We start from the raw sequence: 24,858 nt of genomic DNA, 5'->3' as shown, positions 1-24,858 counted from the left end.
TCGCTCCTCAGCCATACAGAGGCCCGCAATGCGGGCCTTTTTTATATTTTCTACCGGGCTAATCAAGGCGGCCAGCATGTGGATAAACGGCATACCGCAAACCGAGCTTTCAGCACGCGATCGCGCAGTGCAATTTGGTGATGGCTGCTTTACCACCGCCGCGGTGATTAACGGCCATGTTGTGATGCTGGATGCGCATCTGCAGCGGCTCAAAGAGGGCTGTGCAAGGCTAATGATGGATGCGCCGGATTTAGTTCAGCTCGCTACAGAAATGCATAATGCCGCTGCGGGACAAAAACAGTCGGTGCTGAAGGTGATCGTGACGCCGGGCGCAGGCGGACGCGGTTACAGCCGCGCAGGCTGCCACTCACCTACGCGCATTCTTTCGCTCTCGCCGTGGCCGCAGCATTACGCCACGCTGCAACAGCAGGGCGCTGTGCTCCACACCAGCCCAATACGTCTGGCGCGCAATCCGTTGCTGGCCGGCGTAAAACACCTAAATCGCCTTGAGCAAGTGCTGATTCGCCAGCATCTTGACCAGACGGGCGGTGACGAGGCGCTGGTGCTTGACACTGGCGGGACGGTGGTGGAATGCTGTGCGGCCAATTTGTTCTGGCGTAAGGGCAATAATGTTTTTACGCCGCAGCTTGAGCAGGCTGGCGTGGATGGCATTATGCGTCGTTATCTGATGGCGCAGATGGCCGCAAATGGCCAGACTTGTCAGCTGATTGATGGCAGCAGGGACGACGTATTGAACGCCGATGAAGTGGTGATATGTAACGCCCTGATGCCCGTTTTACCCGTGCGACAAATTGACGACGTTTCATTTACCGCACGCTCGCTGTATCAGCAACTGCGCGCCAGTTGCCCGACGATGGAAGTATCATGACTCGAATGAAAAAAATTCTCGCAGGCGTTGTAATTGTCGCAGGACTCACCGCCGCTTTTGGCTATTGGCAGATTGAACGTTTAGCTGATACGCCCTTAACACTGCAGCAAGAAACCATTTACACCTTGCCCGCTGGCAGCGGTCGCGTGGTACTGGAAGCGCAACTGGAAAGTCAGAAGATCATTCCGCAAAGTATCTGGTTTGGGCCGCTGCTGAAACTGGAACCGGAACTGGCACGTTTCAAAGCCGGTACCTATCGCCTGGAAACCGGCATGACGGTGCGCCAGCTACTGCAACTGTTGGCCAGCGGTAAAGAAGCGCAGTTCCCGGTGCGTTTTATTGAAGGTTCGCGTCTTACCGAGTGGTTAGCCGAGCTACGCAAAGCGCCATACCTGAAACACACGCTGAGCGACGATCAATTTGCCACCGTTGCCGCCGCGCTTAAGCTTGATGTTAGCCAGCTGGAAGGCAGTTTCTATCCGGATACCTATCTCTATACCGCCAATACCAGCGATGTGGCGCTGCTGGAGCGTGCCCACGCGCGCATGAACAAATTGGTTGATGAGATTTGGCAGGGACGCATGGAAAATCTGCCTTATAAGAAAGCGCAGGACATGGTCACCATGGCGTCGATCATTGAGAAAGAGACCGGCGTGAGCGAAGAGCGCGCGCGCGTGGCGTCGGTGTTCATCAATCGACTGCGGACTGGAATGAAGCTGCAGACCGATCCCACGGTGATTTACGGCATGGGCGACAGCTACACCGGCACGCTAACGCGTAAAAATCTGGAAACGCCGACCGACTATAACACTTACACCATTAGCGGTTTACCGCCGGGGCCGATCGCGATGCCGGGCCGTGCTTCACTGGAAGCGGCTGCGCATCCGGAAAAAACCAATTACCTCTATTTTGTCGCGGATGGCAAAGGTGGACACACCTTTACCACCAATCTGGCCAGCCACAACAAAGCGGTGCAGGTTTACCGGCTGGCAATGAAGGAAAAAAATGAAAAGTAAGTTTATCGTCATTGAAGGTCTGGAAGGTGCAGGCAAAACCACCGCACGCGATGCGCTGGTTGCCGTGCTGCATGAGCACGGCATTAATGATGTCGTCTTCACGCGCGAGCCCGGCGGTACGCCGCTGGCGGAACAATTGCGTATATTGGTCAAGCAGGGCATAGACGGCGAGCAGGTGACCGATAAAGCCGAGCTGCTGATGCTGTACGCGGCACGCGTGCAGCTGGTAGAGAACGTCATCAAACCGGCGCTGGCACGCGGTGCCTGGGTGGTGGGCGATCGCCACGATCTCTCTTCCCAAGCCTATCAGGGCGGCGGACGCGGACTGGATGCGCAACTGATGACCACGCTGCGTGATGCGGTGCTAGGCGATTTCCGTCCCGATCTCACGCTCTATCTCGACGTCACGCCAGAAATTGGACTGCAACGCGCCCGCGCACGCGGTGAGCTGGATCGCATTGAGCAGGAATCATTGCGCTTCTTCGAGCGCACGCGTGAACGCTATCTGACCTTAGCTGCTCAGGATCCCTCGATACTCACCATTGATGCGACGCAAAACATTGCAAACGTGACATTGTCACTTCAACGCACCTTGCGTAGCTGGCTGGCAGGCCAATCCGCATGAATTGGTATCCGTGGTTGAATCAGCCTTATCGACAAATTATCGCCCGTCATCAAAGCGGCCAGGCGCATCACGCCTTGCTGGTACAAGCCATTGCAGGCATGGGTGACGATGCGCTGATTTGGGGCGTGAGCCGTTGGTTGATGTGTTTACAGCCGGAAGGATTGAAAAGTTGCGGCCATTGCCACGGCTGCCAGTTAATGCAGGCGCACACGCATCCCGATTGGTATCGCCTGGAAGCCGAAAAGGGGAAATCTTCGCTCGGTATTGATGCGGTGCGCGACGTCACTGAAAAGCTGTATCACTTTGCCCAGCAGGGCGGCGCAAAAATCGTTTGGTTGCCCGATGCCGCGCAGCTGACGGAAGCCGCCGCCAACGCATTATTGAAAACGCTGGAAGAACCACCGGCCAATTGCTGGTTTTTCCTCAGCGTGCGCGAATCTTCACGCCTGCTGCCTACGTTGCGCAGTCGCTGTATGACGTGGCATCTGTCGCCGCCGGAAGAGGCGCATAGTTTGCAATGGCTGCAGAAACAGCAACCGCAGCCGGAAGAGAAGCTGCGCGCTGCCTTGCGTTTGAGTAATGGCGCACCCGCCGCCGCCTTGACGCTGTTGCAGCCCGAGCGCTGGCAGGCGCGTGAAACGTTGTGTGAAACGCTGATTAAAGCGCTCAACGGCGATGTGCTGCAGCTGTTACCCGCGCTGAACAGCGAAGATGTGGCCGTACGTCTCAGTTGGCTGATTTCACTGCTGGTGGATGCGATGAAAGTGCAGCAGGACGCAAGTCAGTGGCTAAGCAACGGTGATCATCCGGATGTGGTCACACAGTTGGCGCAAAGAATGAACAGCAGTGCGCTCAACAGCAGCGCGCAGCAATGGATGCAGTGTCGCGAACAGCTGTTACATGTCGCCGCACTCAATCGAGAATTAATGTTGACCGATCGTTTACTCGCCTGGGGACGTTTACTGGCTCCGGCAACGGTCGGCTAAGCGAAAAGAGAGCTCTATGTTTATTGTCGATTCCCACTGCCATCTCGATGGCCTCGATTATGAAAAGCACCATCGCGATCTGGATGATGTCATCGCCAAAGCGGCGGCGCGCGATGTGAAGTTTATGCTGGCGATTGCCACCACCTTGCCGGATTACTACAAAATCAAACAGCTGGTAGGCGATCGTGAAAACGTCGCGCTGGCTTGTGGCGTCCATCCGCTTAATCAGGAAGCGCCGTACGACGTCGAAGAGTTCCGCCGTCTGGCCGCAGAGGATCGCGTGGTCGCGCTGGGTGAAACCGGGCTGGACTATTTCTATCAGCAGGAAACCAAAGCGCAGCAACAAGCTTCGTTTCGTGAGCACATTCGTACCGGCATTGCGTTAAATAAACCGATCATCGTGCACACGCGTGATGCGCGTGAAGACACGCTGGCGATTCTGCGCGAAGAGCAGGTAGAGAAGTGCGGCGGCGTGCTGCACTGTTTTACCGAAGATAAAGAGACCGCCGCCAAATTGCTCGATCTCGGTTTTTATATCTCTTTCTCCGGCATTCTGACTTTCCGCAACGCCGAACAGATCCGCGATGCGGCGCGCTACGTGCCGCTTGATCGTATGCTGGTGGAAACCGATTCGCCGTATCTGGCGCCGGTACCGCACCGTGGTAAAGAGAATCAGCCAGCCTTTACGCGTGATGTGGCGGATTACATGGCGGTGTTAAAAGGCGTTGATATCGAAACCCTCGCCGCTACTACTACCGAAAATTTCTCCCGCCTGTTCCACATCCCGATGAGTCGTCTCGGCGGCTAAACGCTTTATTTCAAACGCTGTAATTAATCAGAAATCATTCAACTGCACTGCGTCTTACGGGACGCAGGCAGTGATTTATTGCTGTTTATTAGCGCAAGTCAGTAAGAAATGGCTGAAAGGAAAGGGGCCTCCTTAGCGAAATGTGATGGCCGTCAATTTAACAATTAGCGATTTATTTTACTCTTCGTAATAAATCAAAAGACGCTCAGCGTCACCCCGGCGAAGGATCCTCCCCCTAAGCCATGCGCACTGCGCAAAAAATTGCACTCATACTCAGGAGTTTCTATGTTCAAGAACGCATTTGCGAACCTGCAGAAAGTAGGTAAATCGCTGATGTTGCCGGTATCGGTTCTGCCGATTGCCGGTATTTTGTTAGGTGTTGGTTCTGCAAACTTCAGCTGGCTGCCGGAAGTGGTTTCCCACGTCATGGCCGAAGCGGGTGGTTCGGTGTTTGCCAATATGCCGCTGATCTTTGCGATCGGTGTGGCGCTTGGCTTTACCAATAACGACGGCGTTTCCGCGCTGGCGGCCGTGGTTGCCTACGGCATCATGGTGAAAACCATGGCGGTGGTTGCACCGCTGGTGCTGCATATGCCTGCCGGAGAAATTGAGGCTAAGCATCTTGCAGATACCGGTGTGCTCGGCGGAATCATCGCCGGTTCCATCGCGGCGTATATGTTTAACCGCTTCTATCGCATCAAACTGCCTGAGTATCTCGGCTTCTTTGCCGGCAAGCGCTTTGTGCCGATCATCTCCGGTCTGGCGGCGATTTTCACCGGTGTGGTGCTGTCATTCATTTGGCCGCCAATCGGTACGGCGATTCAGGAATTCTCACAGTGGGCAGCCTATCAAAACCCAGTCGTCGCCTTTGGACTGTACGGTCTGATTGAGCGTTCGCTGGTGCCGTTTGGTCTGCACCATATCTGGAACGTCCCTTTCCAGATGCAAATTGGTGAGTTCACCAATGCCGCAGGTCAGGTATTCCACGGTGATATCCCACGTTACATGGCAGGCGACCCAACCGCAGGTAAACTGTCTGGCGGCTTCCTGTTCAAAATGTACGGTTTGCCAGCGGCAGCGATTGCGATTTGGCATACGGCTAAACCAGAAAACCGCGCCAAAGTGGGCGGTATTATGATCTCCGCCGCGCTGACCTCGTTCCTGACCGGTATCACCGAGCCAATCGAGTTTGCCTTCATGTTCGTGGCGCCGATTCTGTATGTGATCCACGCGATTCTGGCAGGTCTGGCCTTCCCAATCTGTATTCTGCTGGGGATGCGTGATGGCACCAGCTTCTCACACGGTTTGATCGACTTTATCGTGCTGAGCGGTAACAGCAGCAAAATCTGGTTGTTCCCGATTGTGGGTATCATCTACGGCCTGATTTACTACACCGTATTCCGTTTCCTGATTGTGAAACTGAATCTGAAAACCCCTGGCCGTGAGGAGACCGCGATGGAGCAGAGCAGCGCAACCGGCAGCGAAATGGCGGGTAAACTGGTTACCGCGTTTGGTGGTAAAGAGAACATCACTAACCTTGATGCCTGTATCACGCGTCTGCGTGTCAGCGTGGCGGATGTCGGCAAGGTTGATCAGGCTGAACTGAAAAGCCTCGGCGCACGTGGTGTGGTGGTAGCAGGTTCAGGCGTTCAGGCGATTTTCGGCACCAAGTCCGATAACCTGAAAACCGAAATGGATGATTATATCCGCAGCATGTAACGGAAAAAGGCGGGCAGAGCCGGTGCGATGAAGCGGCGTCAGATCGTAAAGACGCCATAAACCATCCCTGGGGCTCGGCCCAAGCCATCCATGGCTTGGGACGCTTTACTCCTCTGCCGCCGCTTCAACGCACATTACTTACTGTGCGTAAAAATGCCCTCAAATGAGGGCATTTTTTTATTTACAGATAAACCCGCAAATACTCCGTCAAACACAGCAGCGCCATGGCCTGACCATACGGCATCGAGGTGAGCGGTATCTGGCGGTAGTACGCCAGATCGCTGCCCATCGCTGTGCCGAACGACACCTGCTTCAATTCCCCATCCTCATCGATATTGCCGATCACGCCGCGCAACGCTTTCTCCGCCAGCGGCAAATATTCGGGCGAAAGATAATGTTTGCGCACCGCTTTAAGAATGCCATAGGCGAAACCGGCGGTGGCGGAGGCTTCCGGGTAGCTGTTGGGATCGTCGAGCAAGGTGTGCCACAAACCGCTGCTGTGCTGACAGGCGCTCAGCGCCTTCACCTGGCTTTCCAGCACCTGTTGCAGGAAACGGCGCGTGGCATGCTGTTCCGGCCAGTTCATCATCTCGAGGAAATCAGGAATGACGATAGTCAACCAGCTGTTGCCGCGCGCCCAACGTGCATTGGCAAAGTTGTGCCGTCCCTCAAACGTCCAGCCGTGGAACCACAAACCGGTTTGGCGATCCATTAAGTATTGGGTATGAATCAGGAACTGATAACTGGCTTCTTCGACAAACTCAGGACGATCCAGCAGCTGGCCAATCTTCGCCAGCGCCATCACGCTCATCATTAAGGTGTCATCCCACAGCTGCTGGGTGTTTTCATTGTTGTAGACGATGTGCTGCAAGCCGCCTTGCTCGGTGCGTGGCATCTCATACATCACCCATTCAGCCCAGCGCTCCAGCACCGGTCGCCATGCGGCATTGCGCGTCTCTTCATAGCGATACGCCAGCGTCAGGAACGGGCAGACGGTATTGACGTTCTTGGTTGGCGTACCTTCCGCCAGCCGCGTGCTGAACCAGTCATCGATAATCTTCAGCGTCGCTTGATCGCCGGTTTGCTGATAATAGTGCAGCATGCCGTACAGGCCGATGCCGTGCGTCCACTCCCAACCGGCCCAGCCTTTGGTATCGATCACGCGGCCATCATCGAGGCGCAGCAAAAACTCGCCGCTGTGATCGGTAATATTCACCAGATTATGGGTTAGCCGCTGAATCAACTGCACCAGCTCAGTACGTGGCAACAGATATTCAGGCTGGCGCAGTAACGCGCTGTGCTTTACAGGAAATACAGTCATGGTTCATTCCTATCGTTAATCAGGGTAGAGAGAGAAGGTAAAGATCGTGGCTGCGTCGGCAGCGGCGGTGCGGCAGGCTTATGACGGTTGAGATACCCGACGTTGTTATTGCCCCACAGATTTTCATACGGCATGCCCGCCAGCATTTCGACCACTTCACGCGCCTGTGGCGAAATACGCTCTGGCACCACGCGTCCGGCTTCGCGCATTTTCAACGTCTCTTCGCGCAGCACGGTGTGGGTTTGCAGATTGAGTTTAAAGCGCAGTGAAATAATGAAGCCGCAGGCCAGCACACAGAGCGTGCCCACGCTGAGGATCGCCAGAATGGTATGGCCGACAGCCGGCACCTGCGTGGCCTGGCCGGAAGAGAAGCCCGCCAGCTGCAACACGATACCGACGAACATCACCGCACCTGCTTGCGAGGCTTTGCGCGTCAGCGTCATGATGCCGGCAAAAATGCCTTCGCGACGTTGGCCGGTAATCACTTCATCGACGTCAGCGATATAGGTGTAAGTATTCCACGGCACATAGTTGATGCCGCCGCGACCAAGACCGGCAAGACCGGAAATCAGTACCAGCAGAGCGAAGTTGTCGTTCATGCCGGTGTACCACAATCCGGCGTAGGAGAGGGCGCTAAGCCCAAACAGCACCACCACCATACGGTATGCGGGCGCAGGCCCAAGGCGGATACACAGCGGAATCATCGCCATCACCGCAATAAACTGCATCACCGCCATGGTGCCCATCAGGTTGGAGGCGATCTGCGCGCTTTGCATCAGCACAAACACCACATACCAGGTGAACACCGCGTTAAACACGTCCTGCGCGATATAGCCGCCGAGATACATGCCCAGATGCTGACGGAAAATACGAATGCGCAGCGTTGAGGCCAGCTCGGTGTAGAGGCGCTTCAGGCTCTGTAGCAAGGTCAGCTGTGATTTTTCCTGCTCGGCGCGGCGCGATTCGGCAGAGAAATCGTCGGGATCGCGTTCCCAGGTAAACAGCCACACCAACGTTAACACCAGCGCACAAATCACGGAGAACACCAGGCTGGCGTAGAAGAAGGAGATCGGATTCTCTTTGCCAAACCAGCCAATCAGTATGCCTGGCAGGAACGCTGCCAGAATGGCCGACAGCTGCGCCAGGCCAATACGCGCGCCAGAGAAGCGGGTTTTCTGTTTGAAATCGTCGGTCATCTCCGGCACCAGCGTTTCGTAAGGCACCAGAATCATGGTGTAGACCATATCGAACAGCAGATAAGTCAGCAGATACCACCAAAAACTCATGTCGCCAACCCACATCAGGCTGTAGCTGAACACGCACGGAATACCGAGCAGGATAAAAAATTTGCGGCGGCCAAAGCGCTTGCCGAGCCAGGTCGAACCGAAGTTATCGGTCAGGAAACCCATCAGCGGGCTCACCACCGCATCCAGTACGCGGGCGGCGGCGAAAATGAAGGTCGCCTGAATCGGCGAGAGCCCACAAAAGGTGGTGTAAAAGTAGAGCAGCCAGGCGGCGGTTAACGCCGTGGTGCCTGCACCGAGGAAATCCCCGGCCCCATAGGCCAGATAATGGCCCAGGCCAATCTTACGAGAGCGCATGGCAGGTTCTCCTTGAATTAGTCAGTAAACACATCCCTCATCACTCCGTACAATTTGCGCGGATTGGATTGAAAGTAGAGCGGCTTAAGCTGGCAAACCTTCGTGATTTCGCAATGACCTGCAGGTGAGTGGCAAAATCACAAAGAAAAAGGCGTGATATCTCTAATTTATAAAACAGCGTTTCATTTTTGTGGTTAATGAGAGGTTAGAAATGCGAGCTGCAGCACATGCGTGGCGAAGGGTTAAATCGGCTTAAAGGCAGCCATTTAATGCAGGAATTGTGGTCCTGAGGTTGAAAGAAATGGAATTTCTCACGCATACTGCCTGACTGAACTCAGGCTTAAGGAAATGCACCATGGCTGAAGAAACCATTTTCAGTAAAATCATCCGTCGCGAGATCCCCGCCGACGTGGTTTATCAGGACGAACTGGTCACCGCCTTCCGTGATATCGCGCCGAAAGCGCCTACCCATATCTTGATCATCCCTAACGTATTGATTCCCACCGCCAACGATGCGCAGCCCGCACACGAGCAGGCGCTGGGCCGGATGATCACCGTGGCCGCCAAAATTGCCCGTGATGAAGGCATTGCCGAAGATGGCTATCGTCTGATCATCAACTGCAACAGCCATGGCGGTCAGGAGGTTTACCACATCCATATGCATTTGGTTGGCGGTCAGCCGCTGGGCCCGATGCTGGCCAGCTAACTCAGGCGGACAACGTGATGCGTCAATGGCTGAGTGGCTTGCTGTTGCTGACCCTTGCAGGTTGCAGCAGCGATAAGCCGATGATTAATACCTCGCAGTCGCTGGTGATGGAATCGGCGGTATTATCCGCGGGCATTATTACCGATGATCCGAAGTTGACCGAACAAGATGGTCAGCAGCGTGCCATGAGCGTGTTGTACAACCAGCGTGAAACGCCAGTGAAAGTGCACTATCGTTTCTATTGGTACGACGACAAAGGATTGGAAATCACGCCGGAAGAGCCGGCGCAAAGCCAAATCGTTCCGGCGCACGGCAGCGTAGAAGTGGCCTCACAAATGGGCAATCCGACCGCCAGTAAGGTGCGTCTCTATCTTTATCTTTGAGGAGTAAGCTGTGATTCGCAGTGTAAAACGTTCGGGCGCGTTGTTATTTGCGCTAATGCTCACCGGTTGTGTGGTGCAACAACAGACGCCGGCACCGGTAGAACCCACGCAGCCGACTACGCCCACTCAGCCGGTTGAACCCACGCCGCAGCCAGTGCCGCCGCCGCAAACCGTGCCGCAGCCACCAAAGCTGAAAACCATTAACTGGGATGCCAGCGTCCAGCCGTTGGTCGGCAAGATGGTGCAATCTTCAGGCGTGAATCCGGGCAGCGTGCTGCTGGTGGATCGCATCAAGAACAGTACTAATGGCGCGCTGCAAACCGACAAAGCCACCGACGCGATTCAAAATGCGCTGGCCAACAACGGCAAGTTCACGCTGATCACCCCAGAACAGCTGGCGCAGGCCAAGCAAACGCTGGGCTTGTCGCCGGATGACAGCCTCAACTCGCGCAGTAAAGCGATTGGCCTGGCGCGCAACGTTAACGCGCAGTATGTGCTCTACAGCAATGCGCAGGGCGATGTGAAATCACCGACGCTGCAAATGCAGCTGATGCTGGTACAAACCGGTGAAATCATCTGGTCAGGAAACGGTGTTGCTCAACCCTGATCCACAGCTGCAAAACCTGCTTCAGCAACAATGGCCGACGGCGCAAGCTGCCGGTCATTTTTTCGCGCTGCCGGGACTGAGCGGGCAAAGCGTGCGCGTGCAGATGCCGCAGGGCGAATTGCTGGCGAGACGTGCGCCGTCGCAGCCGATCCCGTTTGTCGATCGCCAGCGCGAATACCGCATTCTGCAGCAACTGCGGCATGCACAGCTGGGGCCGCAGCCGCTGGCGTGGCGCCATCCCTGGCTGCTGCAAAGCTGGATGCCGGGCGAGGTGCTCACTTCCGCGCAGTTTAACGCGCAGCGGCAGGCGATTGTGGCGCTGCTGCAGCGTCTGCACCAACAGCCGCTCACCGGCTACCGTTTACGCTTAGCGCCGCTGCTACAGCGCTATTGGCAGCTTTGCCGGCAGCGTCACTGGCGCTGGCAGCGTCGTCTGCAACGCTTATTACAACAGGGCGAACCGCAGCCGCTGCGCCTGGCGCCGCTGCATATGGATGTCCACGCCGGCAACCTGATTGCCACGCCGGAAGGTTTACGCCTGATCGACTGGGAATATGCCGCCGACGGTGACGTGGCGCTGGAGCTGGCGGCGGTGTGTGCGGTTGATGGCGATACGCGTTCCGCGTGGATTGCTGATTACGCCGCGCGCGCGCAACTGGATGAGCCAGCACTGGCATGCCAGATGCAGCGCTGGCAACCGTGGCTGCAGCTGTTGATGGCCAGCTGGTATCAGCTGCGTGCCGAGCAGAGCCAGGATGACACCTTACTGCAGCTGGCGCAGGCCAGCTGGCACGACCTTTAACCCAGGATTTTAATCATGACCATGAACACACCCGGACCGCTGATGCTTGACGTCGAAAGCTATGAGCTGGACGCCGAAGAACGCGAAATTCTGCAGCATCCGCTGGTGGGCGGGCTGATTCTGTTTGCCCGCAACTTCCACGACGTTGAGCAGTTAGCAGAGCTGGTGCGCCAGATTCGCGCGGCTTCACGCAATCGTCTGGTGGTGGCGGTGGATCAGGAAGGCGGTCGCGTGCAGCGTTTCCGCGACGGCTTCACGCAGCTGCCGGCGATGCAATCCTTCGCCGCGCTGCACGATCTCAATAGCGCGGGTGAACTGGCGCAGCAGGCGGGCTGGCAGATGGCGTCGGAAATGATCGCCATGGACATCGACATCAGTTTCGCGCCGGTGCTCGATATTGGCCACATCAGCGCGGCGATCGGCGATCGTTCATTCCATGAAGATCCGGCCATCGCCCTACAGGTCGCGCGACGTTTTATCAACGGCATGCATGAAGCCGGCATGAAAACTACCGGCAAACACTTCCCCGGTCACGGTGCGGTCAGTGCCGATTCGCATAAAGAGACGCCGCGCGACAACCGCGATGCCGCCACGCTGCGTCAGCATGACATGGCGATCTTTAAGCAGTTGATCGACGAGCAGCTTCTTGATGCGGTGATGCCGGCGCACGTTATCTATACTGAGGTAGATCCGTTGCCTGCCAGCGGTTCGCCGTATTGGCTGCAAACCGTATTGCGCCAGGAGCTCAGCTTTAACGGCGTGATTTTCTCCGACGATCTGTCGATGGAAGGTGCCGCGGTGATGGGCAGCTACGCCGAACGCGCGCAGCAGTCGCTGAATGCCGGTTGCGATATGATCCTGATGTGCAATCAACGCGCGGGCGCGGTGAGCGTGCTGGATAACTTGACGCCGATCGGGGCAGAGCGCGTGACGCAGTTATACCATCAAGGGCGTTTTACCCGTCAAAGCCTGCTGGCAAGCGAGCGCTGGCGGCAAAATCAGCGTCAGTTAAGCGCGTTGCAAGAGCGCTGGCTGGCGCACAAAGCCTCGGGCAGATAAGCATCGCTGCCCGGATTTCACTCCACGCTGAGGATAATCATGATCATCTATCTGCACGGTTTTGATTCCAACAGTCCGGGCAACCATGAAAAGGTGCTGCAGCTGCAGTTTATTGACCCGGACGTCAGATTAGTCAGCTACAGCACCCGCCATCCCAAACACGACATGCAGTTTCTGCTGAAAGAGTGCGACAAGCTGCTGCAACAGGGCGACGATGCGCATCCGCTGATTTGCGGGGTTGGGCTGGGCGGTTATTGGGCCGAACGCATTGGCTTCCTGTGCGGCATGCGTCAGGTGATCTTCAATCCAAATCTGTTCCCGTTTGAGAACATGGAAGGCAAAATCGATCGCCCGGAAGAGTATCTCGATATTGCTACCAAGTGCGTCAACGATTTCCGGGAAAAGAACCGCGAAAAGTGTCTGGCGATTTTGTCTCGTCAGGACGAAGCGCTGGATAATCAGCGCAGCGCGACGTACCTGCAGCCGTTCTATGAAATCATCTGGGATGACGCAGCCAGCCACAAATTCAAGAACATCGCGCCGCATTTGCAGCGCATCAAATCCTTCAAACTCCTCGCCTGACCGTCCGCGCGCCGTGTGATGCGGCGCATAAAATGTGTAACATTCTGATAATGCAGCTGAAAGATTGATGTACATCAATTTTCTTATGTGATGTCTCTGACGCCGTGATATTCTGCCCTCAGCTCGCGATTTAACGTCGCCAACCCTATGTTTATTAAGGTTTTTATTAACCATTAATTAACTATTGGTTTACAACTTTGAGGGGGTCTTTGTTGACTACATCTATGGAAAAAATCGTTATCATCGGCGGTGGTGCTGGCGGCTTAGAGCTGGCAACGCAGCTCGGTCACAAGCTGGGACGCAAGAAGAAAGCCGAGATCATCCTGGTCGATCGTAACCACAGTCATCTGTGGAAACCGCTGCTGCATGAAGTGGCAACCGGTTCCATGGACGAAGGGATTGATGCGCTGAGCTATCTGGCGCACGCGCGTAATCACGGCTTCCAGTTCCAGCTGGGATCGCTGACGCAAATCAATCGTGAAAACAAAACCCTTGAGCTGGCCGAAATCCGCGATGCGGAAGGCGCACTGTTAGTGCCGCAGCGTGAGCTGGCCTACGACCGCCTGGTCATTGCGCTTGGCAGCACCTCAAATGACTTCGGCACGCCGGGCGTAAAAGATCACTGCATCTTTCTCGACAACCCGCATCAGGCGCGTCGTTTCCACAACGAAATGCTCAACCTGTTCCTGCGTTTCTCGGCAAGCGAAGGCAGCCTGGAAAAAGTCAACATCGCCATTGTCGGCGGCGGCGCCACCGGCGTGGAACTCTCTGCAGAGCTGTATAACGCGGTGAAACAGCTGCACAGCTACGGCTACAAAGGTCTGGATAGCAGCTCGCTGAACGTCACGCTGGTGGAAGCCGGTGAACGCATTCTGCCGGCGCTGCCACCGCGTATCTCGGCGGCGGCGCATCAGGAGCTGACCAAACTTGGCGTACGCGTGTTGACGCAAACCATGGTCACCAGCGCCACCGAAAATGGCTTGAATACCAAAGGCGGCGAATTCATTGATGCCGATCTGATGGTGTGGGCGGCCGGTATCAAGGCGCCAGACTTCCTGAAAGAGATTGGCGGTCTGGAAACCAACCGCATTAATCAGCTGGTGGTAAAAGAGACGCTGCAAACCACGCTGGATGACGACATCTACGCCATTGGTGATTGCGCCTCCTGTGCGCTGCCGGGGGGCGGATTTGTACCGCCGCGCGCGCAGTCAGCGCATCAAATGGCGTCGCGCGCGCTGGAGAACATCCTTGCACAGCGTAAAGACAAACCGTTGAAAGCCTATGTTTATAAAGATCACGGTTCGCTGGTGTCGCTATCGCGCTTCAGCACCGTCGGCAGTTTGATGGGTAACCTGATGCGCGGATCGATGATGGTGGAAGGGCGCATTGCGCGTTTTGTCTACATCTCTCTATATCGTATGCACCAGATTGCGCTCCACGGATACTTCAAGACCGGTCTTATGATGCTGGTCGGCAGTCTTAACCGCGTCCTGCGTCCGCGCCTCAAGCTGCACTAATAATTTTCGGACGGTGAATGCCGCCCTACGCCACACCAGCTGCCGTAACCCGCTGAAAACTGCACTTTCAGCTTAAGGTTACGGCACTATTTCACCCGCTCTCAGAACTCTCCTAAAAGCTGGCCCTGATGGGTTTCCGCTGCGTTTCCTCCATTAATCTGATGTTGCAATTACGGTCCATCTGTAAAACTTATCACCAACAAACACGGCGCGGCGCGCACGCCGGTTATGCCTCGGTTACCCAGGATTGGGTAGCGGCAGGAATGCGCGGTAACAACCTTCAGGAGGATATTCCTGTGAATAAATCAATGTTAGCGGGTATCGGTATCGGCGTGGCAGCAGCGTTAGGTGTTGCCGCAGTCGCCAGCATGGATGTTTTCGATCGCGGCCCGCAGTTTGCACAAGTTCTGTCGGCGACGCCGATTAAAGAGAGCATCAAGCAGCCGCGACAGGAGTGTCGCAATGTGACGCTGACCCATCGTCGTGCGGTCCAGGATGAGAATCGCATTGCCGGTTCGGTGCTGGGCGCGGTAGCCGGCGGCGTGTTGGGCCATCAGTTTGGTGGCGGACGCGGACGCGATGTGGCTACGGTAGCGGGCGCGTTAGCTGGCGGTTACGGTGGTAATCAGGTGCAGGGTGCGCTGCAGGATCGCGACACGTACACCACCAACGAGCAGCGTTGCAAAACGGTATATGACAAACAGGAAAAAATGCTGGGTTATGACGTGACCTATAAAATAGGCGACCAGCAGGGCAAAATCCGCATGGAAAACGACCCTGGTACCCGCATTCCGCTCGACCGTAATGGTCAGCTGATCCTGAATTCAAATCAGGCTTAATTGGGCAAAGATGCATCACAGCAGCAGTAACGAAAAAAGCGCCGCAAGGCGCTTTTTTTATGTGTGAGATCCTCAACGCGCATGGATTCGTAGCGGCGCAATTTGTTGCGCATCATCAATGGCGCACGGAGTCAAAGGCGCGCGATGAATCGCGCCGCTACGATTCCGTGCGGATATCCACTAAACCCGGTTTTTCGCCAGCTCGCTGACAAATCCCTGCACCCACTCCATACGTATTTTCCGGTCCGCCATATCGCGGGTGAACTTCAATCGCGTTGGGCCATCCAGCTTCCATTGCTGAGGATCTTTCTGCAGCAGGCCAATCAGCCAGCCCGGATTAACCCGATTCTGCGGCGCAAACTCGAAGAATCCGCCTTTGTCGCTGGCTTCAATCTTACGAATCCCCAACTCGCGTGCCACTAAACGCAGCCCGGCAACATCCAGCAGATTACGCGCTGCATCCGGCAGCTTGCCGAAGCGGTCAATCATCTCCACCTTCAGTTCCGCCAAATCCTGCTCATCGGCGGCGCTGGCCACGCGCTTGTAGAGCGACAAGCGAGTATTCACATCCGGGATAAAATCATCTGGCAGCAGGGCAGGCATACGCAGTTCAATTTCGGTTTGATTGCTGGTGAGATCTTCCAGCGACGGCTCGCGGCCCGCCTTCAGCGCATCGACCGCGTTCTCCAGCAGTTCCATATACAGCGTGAAGCCGATGGTTTCCATCTGGCCGCTCTGATCTTCGCCGAGCAGCTCACCCGCGCCGCGAATCTCCAGATCGTGGGTTGCCAGCGCAAAACCGGCGCCAAGATCTTCCAACGACGCGATAGCTTCCAGACGTTTTTGCGCATCAGTGGTCATCGCTTTTGGATGCGGCGTCAGCAGCCACGCATAGGCCTGATGGTGCGAACGTCCCACGCGGCCACGCAGCTGATGCAGCTGCGCCAGACCAAAGTGGTCGGCGCGTTCGATGATAATGGTGTTGGCGCTGGGTACGTCGATACCGGTTTCGATGATGGTGGTACACACCAGCACGTTAAAGCGCTGATGGTGGAAATCATTCATCACCCGCTCCAGATCGCGTTCGCGCATCTGACCGTGACCAATGGCAATGCGCGCTTCCGGCACCAGATCGGCCAATCGCTGCGCCGCTTTCTCGATGTTTTCCACGTCATTGTAGAGATAGTAAACCTGGCCGCCGCGCAGCACTTCACGCAGGATTGCCTCGCGCACCACCAGGCTGTCGTACTCACGCACAAAGGTTTTCACCGCCATGCGTCGTGCCGGTGGCGTGGCAATAATCGACAGATCGCGCATGCCGCTCATCGCCATATTCAGGGTGCGCGGAATCGGCGTGGCGGTGAGCGTCAGGATATCGACATCGGCGCGCATCGCCTTGATCCGCTCTTTATGACGCACGCCAAAGCGGTGCTCTTCATCGACAATTAGCAGGCCGAGATCGTGCCACTTCAGGTCGCTCGACAGCAGCTTATGGGTGCCAATCAGAATATCGACTTTGCCCTCGCGCGCCTGTTCCAGCACCTGACTCTGTTCTTTGGCGGTGCGGAAGCGCGACAGCATCTCAATGCGCACCGGCCAGTTAGCGAAACGATCGCGAAAGTTGTCGTAATGCTGCTGCGCCAGCAGCGTGGTGGGCACCAGCACCGCGACCTGTTTGGCGTTCTCAACCGCCAGAAACGCAGCGCGCATCGCCACTTCGGTTTTACCAAAGCCGACGTCGCCACACACCAGACGATCCATCGCCAGCGGCTGACACATGTCGCTCAGCACCGCGTTGATCGCCTGGCCTTGATCCGGCGTGGTTTCAAACGGGAAGCCTTCGCAGAACAGCTGATACTGATCGCGATCGTGCTTAAAGGCAAAGCCGGTTTTGGCTGCGCGCTGAGCGTAAATATCCAGCAGCTCTGCCGCCACGTCGCGCACTTTCTCAGCAGCTTTCTGCCGCGCGCGTGACCAGGCATCGCTGCCAAGTTTATGCAGCGGCGCGTTTTCATCCGCGCCACCGGCATAGCGGCTAATCAGATGCAGTGATGAAACCGGCACGTACAGCTTGGCGTCGCCCGCATAGGAGAGCATCAGATATTCAGCGACGATGCCGCCGGCTTCCAGCGTGGTCAGGCCGATATAACGCCCAACGCCGTGCTCCAGATGCACCACCGGCTGGCCAGGATGCAGCTCGGCGAGGTTGCGGATCAGCACATCAGGATTGATGGTGCGGCGATTATCCTGGCGACGACGACTGACGCGCTCGCCAAGCAGATCGCTTTCGCAAATCAACGCCAGCTGGCGTTGCGTATCGATAAAGCCGCGCTCGCTGGCGCCAATCATCAGGCTAAGCGGCTGATTGGCGGCCTGATCAAAGTGATCGATAGCCTGTGGACGCAGTTTAATGCGCGCCAACAGTTCTTGCAGGCTTTCACGCCGGCCTTCACTCTCAACCGAGAAAATCACCTGACCGCTGAATTGTTCAAGGAACTGACGCAGCAGATCGAGTGGCGCTTTGGCCTGCGCCTGCACCGTCAATTCCGGCAGCGGCTGATAACCGAGATTGGTATTCGCTGCTTTTTCCGGCAGCGTCTCGCTGCTTAACTGCATGCGCGGCCAGGCTTTCAGTTCGCTCATCAGCGTGTCGGGACGCAGCCACAGCGTGACCGGCTCCAGCAGCGGGCGCATCGGATCGATACGGCGATTCTCAAAGCGCGCGTTGGCGTCAAGCCAGAAGCGCTCGGCGCTGGCCAGCAAATCGCCGCTATTGAGCAGCAGCGTATTGGCGGGCAGATAGCTGAACAGCGTCGGCAACGCCTGCTCAAAGAACAGCGGCTGCCAGTATTCGATACCGGCGGGCAGCGTGCCTTTGCTCACCTGCTGATAGACATGCTCCGGCTCGCGCCGTACGTCAAAGGTTTCGCGCCAGCGGCTGCGGAACAGCTCGATGGCGGCTTTATCCGTGGGGAATTCATGCGCCGGCAACAGGTTGATGGCGTTGACTGCCTCCAGCGTGCGCTGCGTATCGACATCAAACAGGCGCAGGCTGTCGATCTCATCGTCAAAGAAGTCGATGCGATAAGGTTGGTCGCTGCCCATCGGGAACAGATCGAGCAGCGCACCGCGCGTGGCGTATTCACCGTGCTCCATCACCTGATCGACGTGGCGATAACCGGCCTGCTCCAGCTGATCGCGCAGCGCATCGCGCGACAGCTTTTGCCCTTGCTGCATCACCAGCGCATGGCCGTGCAGGAAGCTGTGCGGACATACGCGCTGCATCAGCGTGTTGACCGGCATAATCAGCATACCGCGCGTTAAGTTGGGCAGTTGATACAGCGTGGAGAGGCGAGCTGAGATGATGTCCTGATGCGGCGAGAAGCTGTCGTAGGGCAGCGTTTCCCAGTCAGCGAGATGGGTGACCGGCAGATCGGTGAACTGGCGAATCTCCTCCTGCAGACGCAGGGCAGATTGCATATCCGGGGTAATCATCAACACCGGACCGCTGTGGCGTTCGGTGATGCTGGCGCACTCAAGCGCTTGTGCGGCGCCGACGAGCTGGCCGAGCTGGCGATGGTCGCCGGCTTTGACTGGCAGGGTATAACGACTCTGTTCCGACATGGGATCTCGACATTCTCTCCTTGGATTACAGGGCGTCATCATTCCATAATCCGCCCTGAGGATCATCTGTCGTAGTGCGATTTCTCACACTTTTGCCGGTTGAGCTACTTACTCGATTGCTGTGTGTAGTGCATACGTGGACGATCAACATTGGCCCAGGACAACTCTTTCTCCAGATGGTAGCTGTGGTTGCCGTCGTCCCACTTCACGTAATAGCCGGTTGGCGCATCTCCCTGTTCAAAAACGTTGACGATCTCGCCTTTAATTTCACCCGATTTATGCTTAACAATGCTGCTTTTGGGGAACTTGAACATGGTGTACTCCTCGTCGCCTACGGTAATTCACCTTTAAGTCTACGCCAGCCAATGACGAATAAACGTACAAATAACATCATTAATTTGTCGCAATTTTATGCATAAGCGTTGGCTGGGACGGTTTTTGACACAACTTTGCCGCAGACTCAGAGGGTTAGAGGTTTCATAAAGGGGACGCCTCCTTTATCATCCCACTACTTATTTTCAGGCAACTGCCAAGACGGATCTCATGTATCAACCAGTCGCGTTATTCATCGGTTTACGCTACATGCGTGGACGTGCCTCAGACCGCTTTGGTCGCTTCGTCTCCTGGCTCTCAACTATCGGCATCACGCTCGGCGTGCTGGCGCTGGTCACCGTGTTGTCGGTGATGAATGGCTTTGAGCGCGAGCTGGAAGGCAATATCCTCGGCCTGATGCCGCAGGCGCTGATCACCAGCGAAAAAGGCAGCATCAGTCCGAAGGCGTTGCCCGCCGATAATCTCCAACTGCAAGGGGTTAAGCGCATCGCACCGCTGACCACCGCTGATGTGGTGCTACAAAGCGCGCGTAACGTCTCGGTCGGCGTGATGCTCGGCATCAATCCCGACGAACAGGATCCGCTGACGCCATTCCTCGTCAACACCCAACAAAGCGTGCTGCAGCCGGGCCAGTACAACGTCATCCTCGGTGAACAGCTGGCTGCACAGCTGGGCGTGAAGCGCGGCGATCAGCTGCGTCTGATGGTGCCATCGGTCAGCCAGTTCACGCCGGTAGGACGTTTGCCGAGCCAGCGTATTTTCACTGTGGCTGGCACCTATGCCGCCAACAGCGAAGTGGATGGCTATCAAATTCTGGTCAATCAGCAGGATGCGTCACGCGTGATGCGCTATCCGCTCGGCAACATCACCGGCTGGCGTTTGTGGCTGGATAAGCCGTTAAGCGTTGATGCGCTCAGCCAGCAGAAACTGCCGGAGGGCCTGACGTGGAAAGACTGGCGCGAACGCAAAGGCGATCTGTTCCAGGCGGTACGCATGGAAAAAAACATGATGGGGCTGCTGCTGAGCCTGATCATCGCGGTGGCGGCTTTTAATATCATTACCTCGCTGGGCCTGCTGATCATGGAGAAGCAGGGCGAAGTGGCCATTTTGCAAACGCTGGGTTTAACCCGCCGCCAGATTGTCGCGGTGTTTATGGTGCAGGGCGCCAGCGCGGGCATTATTGGCGCGCTGCTGGGCACCGTGCTTGGCGTGCTGCTTGCCAGCCAGCTGAATAACTTGATGCCGGTGATTGGTCTGTTCCTTGATGGCGCGGCGCTGCCGGTCGACATCAATGTGTTGCAGGTGATCACCATTGCGCTGGTCTCAATGGCCGTCGCGCTGCTTTCTACCCTTTATCCGTCGTGGCGCGCTGCCGCCGTCCAACCCGCTGAGGCTTTACGTTATGAGTAATACTCCTTTGTTGCAGTGTCGTGACCTGTGCAAACGCTATCAGGAAGGCAGCGTGCAGACCGATGTGCTGCGCAATGTGGCTTTCAGCCTGCAGCCGGGTGAACTGACGGCAATTGTCGGCAGCTCCGGTTCGGGTAAAAGTACCTTACTGCATCTGCTCGGCGGCCTGGATGCGCCGACGTCAGGCGATGTGATTTTTGATGGTAAATCGCTGAATGCGATGTCGTCGGCCGCGAAAGCCGAGCTGCGCAACCGTGAGCTGGGCTTTATCTATCAGTTCCACCATCTGCTGCCGGATTTTAGCGCGCTGGAGAACGTGGCGATGCCGCTGCTGATTGGCAAAATTGGCAAAGCGGAAGCGGAATCACGCGCGCGTGAAATGCTGGCGGCGGTCGGGCTGGAAAAACGTGCTGCGCATCGGCCTTCTGAACTGTCGGGCGGTGAACGTCAGCGTGTGGCGATTGCCCGCGCGCTGGTGAATCGTCCGCGGCTGGTGATGGCCGATGAACCTACCGGTAACCTCGATGCGCGCAACGCCGACGCGATTTTTGAACTGCTCGGCGAGCTGAACGTTAAACAGGGCACCGCTTTTCTGGTAGTGACGCACGATCTGCAGCTGGCGAAACGCCTGAGCCGCCAGATGGAGATGCGCGACGGTGAGCTGAGCGACCAACTGACGCTGGGAGTGATCTGATGGCTTCGTCATTATCCCTGCTGCTCGGGCTGCGTTTTAGCCGCGGTCGGCGGCGTGGTGGCATGGTCTCGCTGATCTCCATCATCTCCACCATCGGCATTGCGCTGGGCGTGGCGGTGCTGATCATCGGCCTGAGCGCCATGAACGGCTTTGAGCGTGAGCTGAATAACCGCATTCTGGCGGTGGTACCGCACGGTGAAATCGAGCCGGTGAATCAGCCGTTCCGTAACTGGCAACCGATGATCGCGCCGATTGAGCAGGTGGCCGGCATTGCCGCCGCAGCGCCCTATATCAACTTCACCGGGCTGATTGAGAGCGGCGCAAAGCTGCAGGCGCTGCAGGTGAAAGGCGTCGATCCGCAGCAGGAAGCGCGTCTTAGCGCCTTGCCGAGCTTTGTGGCCGGAGATGCATGGTCGCAGTTCGCGGCTGGTAAACAGCAAATCATTCTGGGTGGCGGCATCGCTAAATCGCTCAACGTGAAACAGGGCGACTGGATCACCATCATGATCCCCAATAATGATGGCGAGAATAAGCTGCTGCAGCCGAAACGTATTCGTCTGCAGGTCAGCGGCGTGCTGCAACTGAGCGGCATGCTCGATCACAGCCTGGCGCTGGTGCCGCTGGCCGATGCGCAGAAATATCTGGATATGGGCGACAGCGTCAGCGGTATTGCGCTGAAGATGAATGACCCGTTCCAGGCGCAGAAGTTGATACATGACGCCGGTAAAGTGACGCACTCTTACGTCTACATCAAGAGCTGGATTGGCACTTACGGCTACATGTACCGTGACATCCAGATGATTCGCGCCATTATGTATTTAGCCATGGTGCTGGTGATTGGCGTGGCCTGCTTTAACATCGTCTCGACGCTGGTGATGGCGGTGAAAGATAAGAGCAGCGACATCGCGGTACTGCGCACGCTGGGGGCCAAAGATGGTTTGATCCGCGCCATCTTTATCTGGTACGGCTTGCTGGCGGGCCTGCTCGGCAGCGTCAGCGGCGTGGTGGTCGGCGTGCTGGTAGCGCTCAATCTCACGCCGGTGATGCGCGTGTTTGAGCACCTGACCGGGCATCAGCTGCTGGCGGGCGATATCTACTTTATCGATTTCCTGCCGTCCGAACTGCACTGGATTGATGTGATTTCGGTGCTGGCCACCGCGATTGTCCTGAGCCTGATTGCCAGCTGGTATCCGGCACGACGCGCCAGCCGTATCGATCCGGCCCGCGTACTCAGCGGTCAGTAAAGATAAAACGCAGCCGCTGTGCGGCTGCTATTATCGGGCAGAGTAGCCCGAAAAATCCCCGATGCGCGGCAATAAACGCCGCAGATAAGGAGCTTTTATGCGCATACCGCGCCGCCGCCTACGACTCGCCCGCGACAAAAAAAACCGCCGCAAGGTGCATCAGCGCTTTCGCCAGCGCATCTTCGAGCGCGATCGCAAAGCTGAACTGGCCGCGCATCCGCAACCGCGCGTGGTGGTGCTGACTGGCGCGGGGATCTCCGCCGAATCCGGTATTCGCACTTTCCGCGCCGCCGATGGCTTATGGGAAGAGCATCGCGTAGAAGATGTCGCCACGCCGGAAGGTTTTCAACGCAATCCGGCGCTGGTGCAGGCGTTTTACAACGCGCGGCGTCAACAGCTGCAGCAGCCAGAAATTCAGCCTAACGCCGCGCACAAAGCGCTGGCGGAACTGGAGCAGGTGCTGGGCGATAACTTCCTGCTGGTGACGCAGAATATCGATAACCTGCACGAACGCGCCGGCAGCCAGCGCGTGCTGCATATGCACGGTGAACTGTTGAAAGTGCGCTGCGTCAGCAGTGGACAAGTGCTGGACTGGACCGAAGATTTAACCGCGGACGATCGCTGCACCTGCTGCCAGTTCCCGGCCATGCTGCGCCCGCACATCGTGTGGTTCGGCGAAATGCCGCTGGGGATGGAAGAGATTTATCAGGCGATTGAGCAGGCGAATCTGTTTATCGCCATTGGCACGTCGGGCCATGTCTATCCCGCCGCCGGTTTTGTCCACGAAGCGAAACTGCAGGGCGCGCATACTGTGGAGCTGAATCTGGAACCGAGCCAGGTCGGCAATGAGTTTGCCGAGCGTCATTACGGCTTAGCAAGCGAAGTGGTGCCGGAGTTTGTGCATACGTTTTTGCGTGGGTTGTATAAGTAGATTTGTGCGCGCTTTACCTCATCCCAACCTTCTCCCAGAGGGAGAAGGGGCTAGACGGAACCCTCTCCCGCTTGCGAGAGAGGGCAGAGCGAGGGGAAGCCGCAGAGAGTTAACGTCCCGCCTTCAGCTTCTGGAACAACGTCTCATACTGCACGCTGGCGTCACCGACATCGTTTTGCCACTCGCCGTTTTTGATCACATCCTCAGCAGGATAAAGCGAAGGATCGCTGGCCACTTCTTGTGGCAGTAACTTCTTCGCTGCCAGGTTTGGCGTGGGATAGCCGATGGTTTCCGCCACCTGTGCCGCCACATCCGGACGCAGCAGGAAGTTAATCAGCTTCAGCGCGCCTTCACGGTTTTTCGCATTGGCCGGAATCGCCAGGTTATCCATCCAGAAAATCCCGCCTTCCTGCGGCCAGATAATCTGCAGCGGCGTGCCTGCCTGGCGCGCCACGTAGGCGGAACCGTTCCAGATCATCCCAACGTTCACTTCGCCTTCCATAAACGGATTTCCTGGATTATCGGAGTTAAACGCCAGCACGTTCGGCATCAGCTTTTTTAACTCTTCATAAGCGGCTTCGATCTGCTTGGGATCGCGGGTGTTGCCCGAATAGCCCAGCTTACGCAGCGCCATCTGGAATACTTCACGCGCATCGTCGGTCAGCAGCAGGCTTTGCTTATACTCAGGCTTCCACAAATCGGCCCAGCGGGTAATGCTTTTGGCATCCACTTCGTCAGTGTTGATGCCAATGGCGGTCGCGCCCCAGATATAGGGGATCGAGTAATCATTGTTAGGATCAAACGGCTTGTTGAGCAGGTTAGGATCGAGGTTTTTGAAGTTGCTGAGCTGGGTTTTATCGATCTTTTGCAGCATGCCTTCATTACGCATTTTGGCGACGAAGTAGGTTGAAGGCACCACCAAATCGTAGGCGCCATCTTTCCAGGTCTTCAGCTTGGCATACATGCTTTCATTGGATTCGTAGGTGGAGTAAATCACCTTGATGCCGGTCTCTTTGGTGAACTGCTCCAGCAGTCCCGGCGGCACGTATTCGGTCCAGTTATAGAAGTAGAGCGTTTTGCCGGCGTCCGCCTGCGCGCTCTGCATGCCCAATGCCAGCGCCCCAGCCGCCAGCCAGTGAGACCACTTTTTCATCGATTATCC

At 56.6% G+C, this 24,858-nt stretch carries 23 protein-coding genes; 18 read left to right on the top strand and 5 right to left on the bottom strand.

The genetic code is table 11. From position 1 onward, the window contains the following. Positions 1–76 precede the first annotated feature (76 nt). The 6 genes from pabC to ptsG all read left to right on the top strand — a co-directional run bounded on the left by pabC (position 77) and on the right by ptsG (position 6,043). Positions 77–889, top strand: a complete 813-nt coding sequence (gene pabC / locus PZBJ_RS01270) for an aminodeoxychorismate lyase (protein ID WP_101760833.1) — start codon at positions 77–79, stop codon at positions 887–889. After that, the gene (mltG, locus tag PZBJ_RS01265) at positions 886–1,905 is read left to right on the top strand and encodes an endolytic transglycosylase MltG (protein ID WP_101760832.1); all 1,020 of its coding nucleotides are present in this window, start codon (positions 886–888) and stop codon (positions 1,903–1,905) included. The genes pabC and mltG overlap by 4 nt, the downstream gene beginning before the upstream one ends. After that, positions 1,895–2,530 carry a dTMP kinase gene (gene tmk, locus PZBJ_RS01260; protein WP_101760831.1) on the top strand — a complete coding sequence of 212 codons (636 nt, stop codon included), beginning with the start codon at positions 1,895–1,897 and terminating at the stop codon, positions 2,528–2,530. Before mltG ends, tmk begins: the two co-directional genes overlap by 11 nt. Then, positions 2,527–3,516, top strand: coding sequence for a DNA polymerase III subunit delta' (gene holB / locus PZBJ_RS01255; protein WP_101760830.1), 990 nt, complete (start codon positions 2,527–2,529; stop codon positions 3,514–3,516). Before tmk ends, holB begins: the two co-directional genes overlap by 4 nt. A 16-nt stretch (positions 3,517–3,532) precedes the next feature. Then, positions 3,533–4,324 (top strand): metal-dependent hydrolase, encoded by a 792-nt coding sequence (locus PZBJ_RS01250; protein WP_101760829.1) that lies wholly within the window; start codon positions 3,533–3,535, stop codon positions 4,322–4,324. A gap of 285 nt (positions 4,325–4,609) precedes the next feature. Beyond that, positions 4,610–6,043 (top strand): PTS glucose transporter subunit IIBC, encoded by a 1,434-nt coding sequence (gene ptsG, locus PZBJ_RS01245; protein WP_101760828.1) that lies wholly within the window; start codon positions 4,610–4,612, stop codon positions 6,041–6,043. Between the two features lie 181 nt (positions 6,044–6,224). Here ptsG and bglB read toward each other — a convergent pair whose 3' ends face one another. Both bglB and PZBJ_RS01235 read right to left on the bottom strand, forming a co-directional pair. Continuing rightward, positions 6,225–7,364, bottom strand: coding sequence for a beta-galactosidase BglB (gene bglB, locus PZBJ_RS01240; RefSeq protein ID WP_101760827.1), 1,140 nt, complete (start codon positions 7,362–7,364; stop codon positions 6,225–6,227). Further along, entirely contained in the window at positions 7,361–8,965 is a 1,605-nt protein-coding gene (locus tag PZBJ_RS01235; RefSeq protein WP_101760826.1) for an MFS transporter, read from the bottom strand. The genes bglB and PZBJ_RS01235 overlap by 4 nt, the downstream gene beginning before the upstream one ends. 355 nt (positions 8,966–9,320) lie before the next feature. On the opposite strand from PZBJ_RS01235, the gene hinT reads away from it, so the two are divergent. From hinT to PZBJ_RS01195, 8 genes are all read left to right on the top strand, one after another. Next, a complete protein-coding gene (gene hinT / locus PZBJ_RS01230) occupies positions 9,321–9,671 on the top strand; it encodes a purine nucleoside phosphoramidase (RefSeq protein ID WP_101760825.1) in 351 nt (116 codons plus the stop codon). A 17-nt stretch (positions 9,672–9,688) separates the two neighbouring features. Next, complete coding sequence (locus PZBJ_RS01225) at positions 9,689–10,054, top strand: YcfL family putative periplasmic lipoprotein (RefSeq protein WP_101760824.1); 366 nt, start codon at positions 9,689–9,691, stop codon at positions 10,052–10,054. Between the two features lie 10 nt (positions 10,055–10,064). Then, on the top strand, positions 10,065–10,661 hold the full coding sequence (gene lpoB / locus PZBJ_RS01220; RefSeq protein WP_101760823.1) for a penicillin-binding protein activator LpoB: 597 nt from the start codon (positions 10,065–10,067) through the stop codon (positions 10,659–10,661). Beyond that, positions 10,621–11,463 carry a thiamine kinase gene (gene thiK / locus PZBJ_RS01215; protein WP_420818491.1) on the top strand — a complete coding sequence of 281 codons (843 nt, stop codon included), beginning with the start codon at positions 10,621–10,623 and terminating at the stop codon, positions 11,461–11,463. Before lpoB ends, thiK begins: the two co-directional genes overlap by 41 nt. Positions 11,464–11,478: 15 nt before the next feature. After that, on the top strand, positions 11,479–12,522 hold the full coding sequence (gene nagZ, locus PZBJ_RS01210) for a beta-N-acetylhexosaminidase (protein WP_101760821.1): 1,044 nt from the start codon (positions 11,479–11,481) through the stop codon (positions 12,520–12,522). A 39-nt stretch (positions 12,523–12,561) separates the two neighbouring features. Further along, entirely contained in the window at positions 12,562–13,104 is a 543-nt protein-coding gene (gene ycfP / locus PZBJ_RS01205; RefSeq protein WP_101760820.1) for an alpha/beta hydrolase YcfP, read from the top strand. 212 nt (positions 13,105–13,316) lie between these two features. Then, entirely contained in the window at positions 13,317–14,621 is a 1,305-nt protein-coding gene (locus PZBJ_RS01200) for an NAD(P)/FAD-dependent oxidoreductase (RefSeq protein WP_085982480.1), read from the top strand. A 296-nt stretch (positions 14,622–14,917) separates the two neighbouring features. Continuing rightward, positions 14,918–15,460, top strand: coding sequence for a glycine zipper 2TM domain-containing protein (locus tag PZBJ_RS01195; RefSeq protein WP_007885735.1), 543 nt, complete (start codon positions 14,918–14,920; stop codon positions 15,458–15,460). Positions 15,461–15,640: 180 nt separating this feature from the next. Here PZBJ_RS01195 and mfd read toward each other — a convergent pair whose 3' ends face one another. After that, on the bottom strand, positions 15,641–19,084 hold the full coding sequence (gene mfd, locus PZBJ_RS01190; RefSeq protein ID WP_101760819.1) for a transcription-repair coupling factor: 3,444 nt from the start codon (positions 19,082–19,084) through the stop codon (positions 15,641–15,643). A gap of 104 nt (positions 19,085–19,188) precedes the next feature. Then, positions 19,189–19,398 (bottom strand): hypothetical protein, encoded by a 210-nt coding sequence (locus PZBJ_RS01185; RefSeq protein ID WP_008103029.1) that lies wholly within the window; start codon positions 19,396–19,398, stop codon positions 19,189–19,191. A 229-nt stretch (positions 19,399–19,627) separates the two neighbouring features. Here PZBJ_RS01185 and lolC point away from each other — a divergent pair, with 229 nt between their 5' ends. From lolC to cobB, 4 genes are all read left to right on the top strand, one after another. Continuing rightward, positions 19,628–20,827, top strand: coding sequence for a lipoprotein-releasing ABC transporter permease subunit LolC (lolC, locus tag PZBJ_RS01180; RefSeq protein ID WP_101760818.1), 1,200 nt, complete (start codon positions 19,628–19,630; stop codon positions 20,825–20,827). After that, positions 20,820–21,521, top strand: a complete 702-nt coding sequence (lolD, locus tag PZBJ_RS01175) for a lipoprotein-releasing ABC transporter ATP-binding protein LolD (RefSeq protein ID WP_008103026.1) — start codon at positions 20,820–20,822, stop codon at positions 21,519–21,521. Before lolC ends, lolD begins: the two co-directional genes overlap by 8 nt. Continuing rightward, the gene (lolE, locus tag PZBJ_RS01170; RefSeq protein ID WP_101760817.1) at positions 21,521–22,765 is read left to right on the top strand and encodes a lipoprotein-releasing ABC transporter permease subunit LolE; all 1,245 of its coding nucleotides are present in this window, start codon (positions 21,521–21,523) and stop codon (positions 22,763–22,765) included. Before lolD ends, lolE begins: the two co-directional genes overlap by 1 nt. Positions 22,766–22,862: 97 nt before the next feature. Continuing rightward, entirely contained in the window at positions 22,863–23,696 is an 834-nt protein-coding gene (gene cobB / locus PZBJ_RS01165; RefSeq protein WP_101760816.1) for a Sir2 family NAD+-dependent deacetylase, read from the top strand. A 109-nt stretch (positions 23,697–23,805) separates the two neighbouring features. Here the strand turns inward: cobB and potD are convergent, their stop codons facing one another. Beyond that, positions 23,806–24,849 (bottom strand): spermidine/putrescine ABC transporter substrate-binding protein PotD, encoded by a 1,044-nt coding sequence (potD, locus tag PZBJ_RS01160; RefSeq protein WP_101760815.1) that lies wholly within the window; start codon positions 24,847–24,849, stop codon positions 23,806–23,808. Positions 24,850–24,858 lie beyond the last annotated feature (9 nt).

This window comes from Pantoea endophytica, assembly GCF_002858935.1.
Lineage (GTDB): Bacteria > Pseudomonadota > Gammaproteobacteria > Enterobacterales > Enterobacteriaceae > Pantoea > Pantoea leporis.
Note: the sequence above shows the minus strand (reverse complement) of the source record. Positions and strands in the feature narration are given on the sequence as shown.

What these genes read in the sequence shown, in the direction of transcription:
- ycfP (WP_101760820.1), top strand. Translation starts at nt 12,562, where the DNA reads ATGATCATCTATCTGCACGGTTTTGATTCCAACAGTCCGGGCAACCAT.
- ptsG (WP_101760828.1), top strand. Translation starts at nt 4,610, where the DNA reads ATGTTCAAGAACGCATTTGCGAACCTGCAGAAAGTAGGTAAATCGCTG.
- lolE (WP_101760817.1), top strand. Translation starts at nt 21,521, where the DNA reads ATGGCTTCGTCATTATCCCTGCTGCTCGGGCTGCGTTTTAGCCGCGGT.
- cobB (WP_101760816.1), top strand. Translation starts at nt 22,863, where the DNA reads ATGCGCATACCGCGCCGCCGCCTACGACTCGCCCGCGACAAAAAAAAC.
- lolD (WP_008103026.1), top strand. Translation starts at nt 20,820, where the DNA reads ATGAGTAATACTCCTTTGTTGCAGTGTCGTGACCTGTGCAAACGCTAT.
- PZBJ_RS01235 (WP_101760826.1), bottom strand. Translation starts at nt 8,965, where the DNA reads ATGCGCTCTCGTAAGATTGGCCTGGGCCATTATCTGGCCTATGGGGCC.
- PZBJ_RS01250 (WP_101760829.1), top strand. Translation starts at nt 3,533, where the DNA reads ATGTTTATTGTCGATTCCCACTGCCATCTCGATGGCCTCGATTATGAA.
- PZBJ_RS01225 (WP_101760824.1), top strand. Translation starts at nt 9,689, where the DNA reads ATGCGTCAATGGCTGAGTGGCTTGCTGTTGCTGACCCTTGCAGGTTGC.
- holB (WP_101760830.1), top strand. Translation starts at nt 2,527, where the DNA reads ATGAATTGGTATCCGTGGTTGAATCAGCCTTATCGACAAATTATCGCC.
- nagZ (WP_101760821.1), top strand. Translation starts at nt 11,479, where the DNA reads ATGACCATGAACACACCCGGACCGCTGATGCTTGACGTCGAAAGCTAT.
- lolC (WP_101760818.1), top strand. Translation starts at nt 19,628, where the DNA reads ATGTATCAACCAGTCGCGTTATTCATCGGTTTACGCTACATGCGTGGA.
- mltG (WP_101760832.1), top strand. Translation starts at nt 886, where the DNA reads ATGACTCGAATGAAAAAAATTCTCGCAGGCGTTGTAATTGTCGCAGGA.
- hinT (WP_101760825.1), top strand. Translation starts at nt 9,321, where the DNA reads ATGGCTGAAGAAACCATTTTCAGTAAAATCATCCGTCGCGAGATCCCC.
- potD (WP_101760815.1), bottom strand. Translation starts at nt 24,849, where the DNA reads ATGAAAAAGTGGTCTCACTGGCTGGCGGCTGGGGCGCTGGCATTGGGC.
- tmk (WP_101760831.1), top strand. Translation starts at nt 1,895, where the DNA reads ATGAAAAGTAAGTTTATCGTCATTGAAGGTCTGGAAGGTGCAGGCAAA.
- bglB (WP_101760827.1), bottom strand. Translation starts at nt 7,364, where the DNA reads ATGACTGTATTTCCTGTAAAGCACAGCGCGTTACTGCGCCAGCCTGAA.
- mfd (WP_101760819.1), bottom strand. Translation starts at nt 19,084, where the DNA reads ATGTCGGAACAGAGTCGTTATACCCTGCCAGTCAAAGCCGGCGACCAT.
- PZBJ_RS01185 (WP_008103029.1), bottom strand. Translation starts at nt 19,398, where the DNA reads ATGTTCAAGTTCCCCAAAAGCAGCATTGTTAAGCATAAATCGGGTGAA.
- pabC (WP_101760833.1), top strand. Translation starts at nt 77, where the DNA reads ATGTGGATAAACGGCATACCGCAAACCGAGCTTTCAGCACGCGATCGC.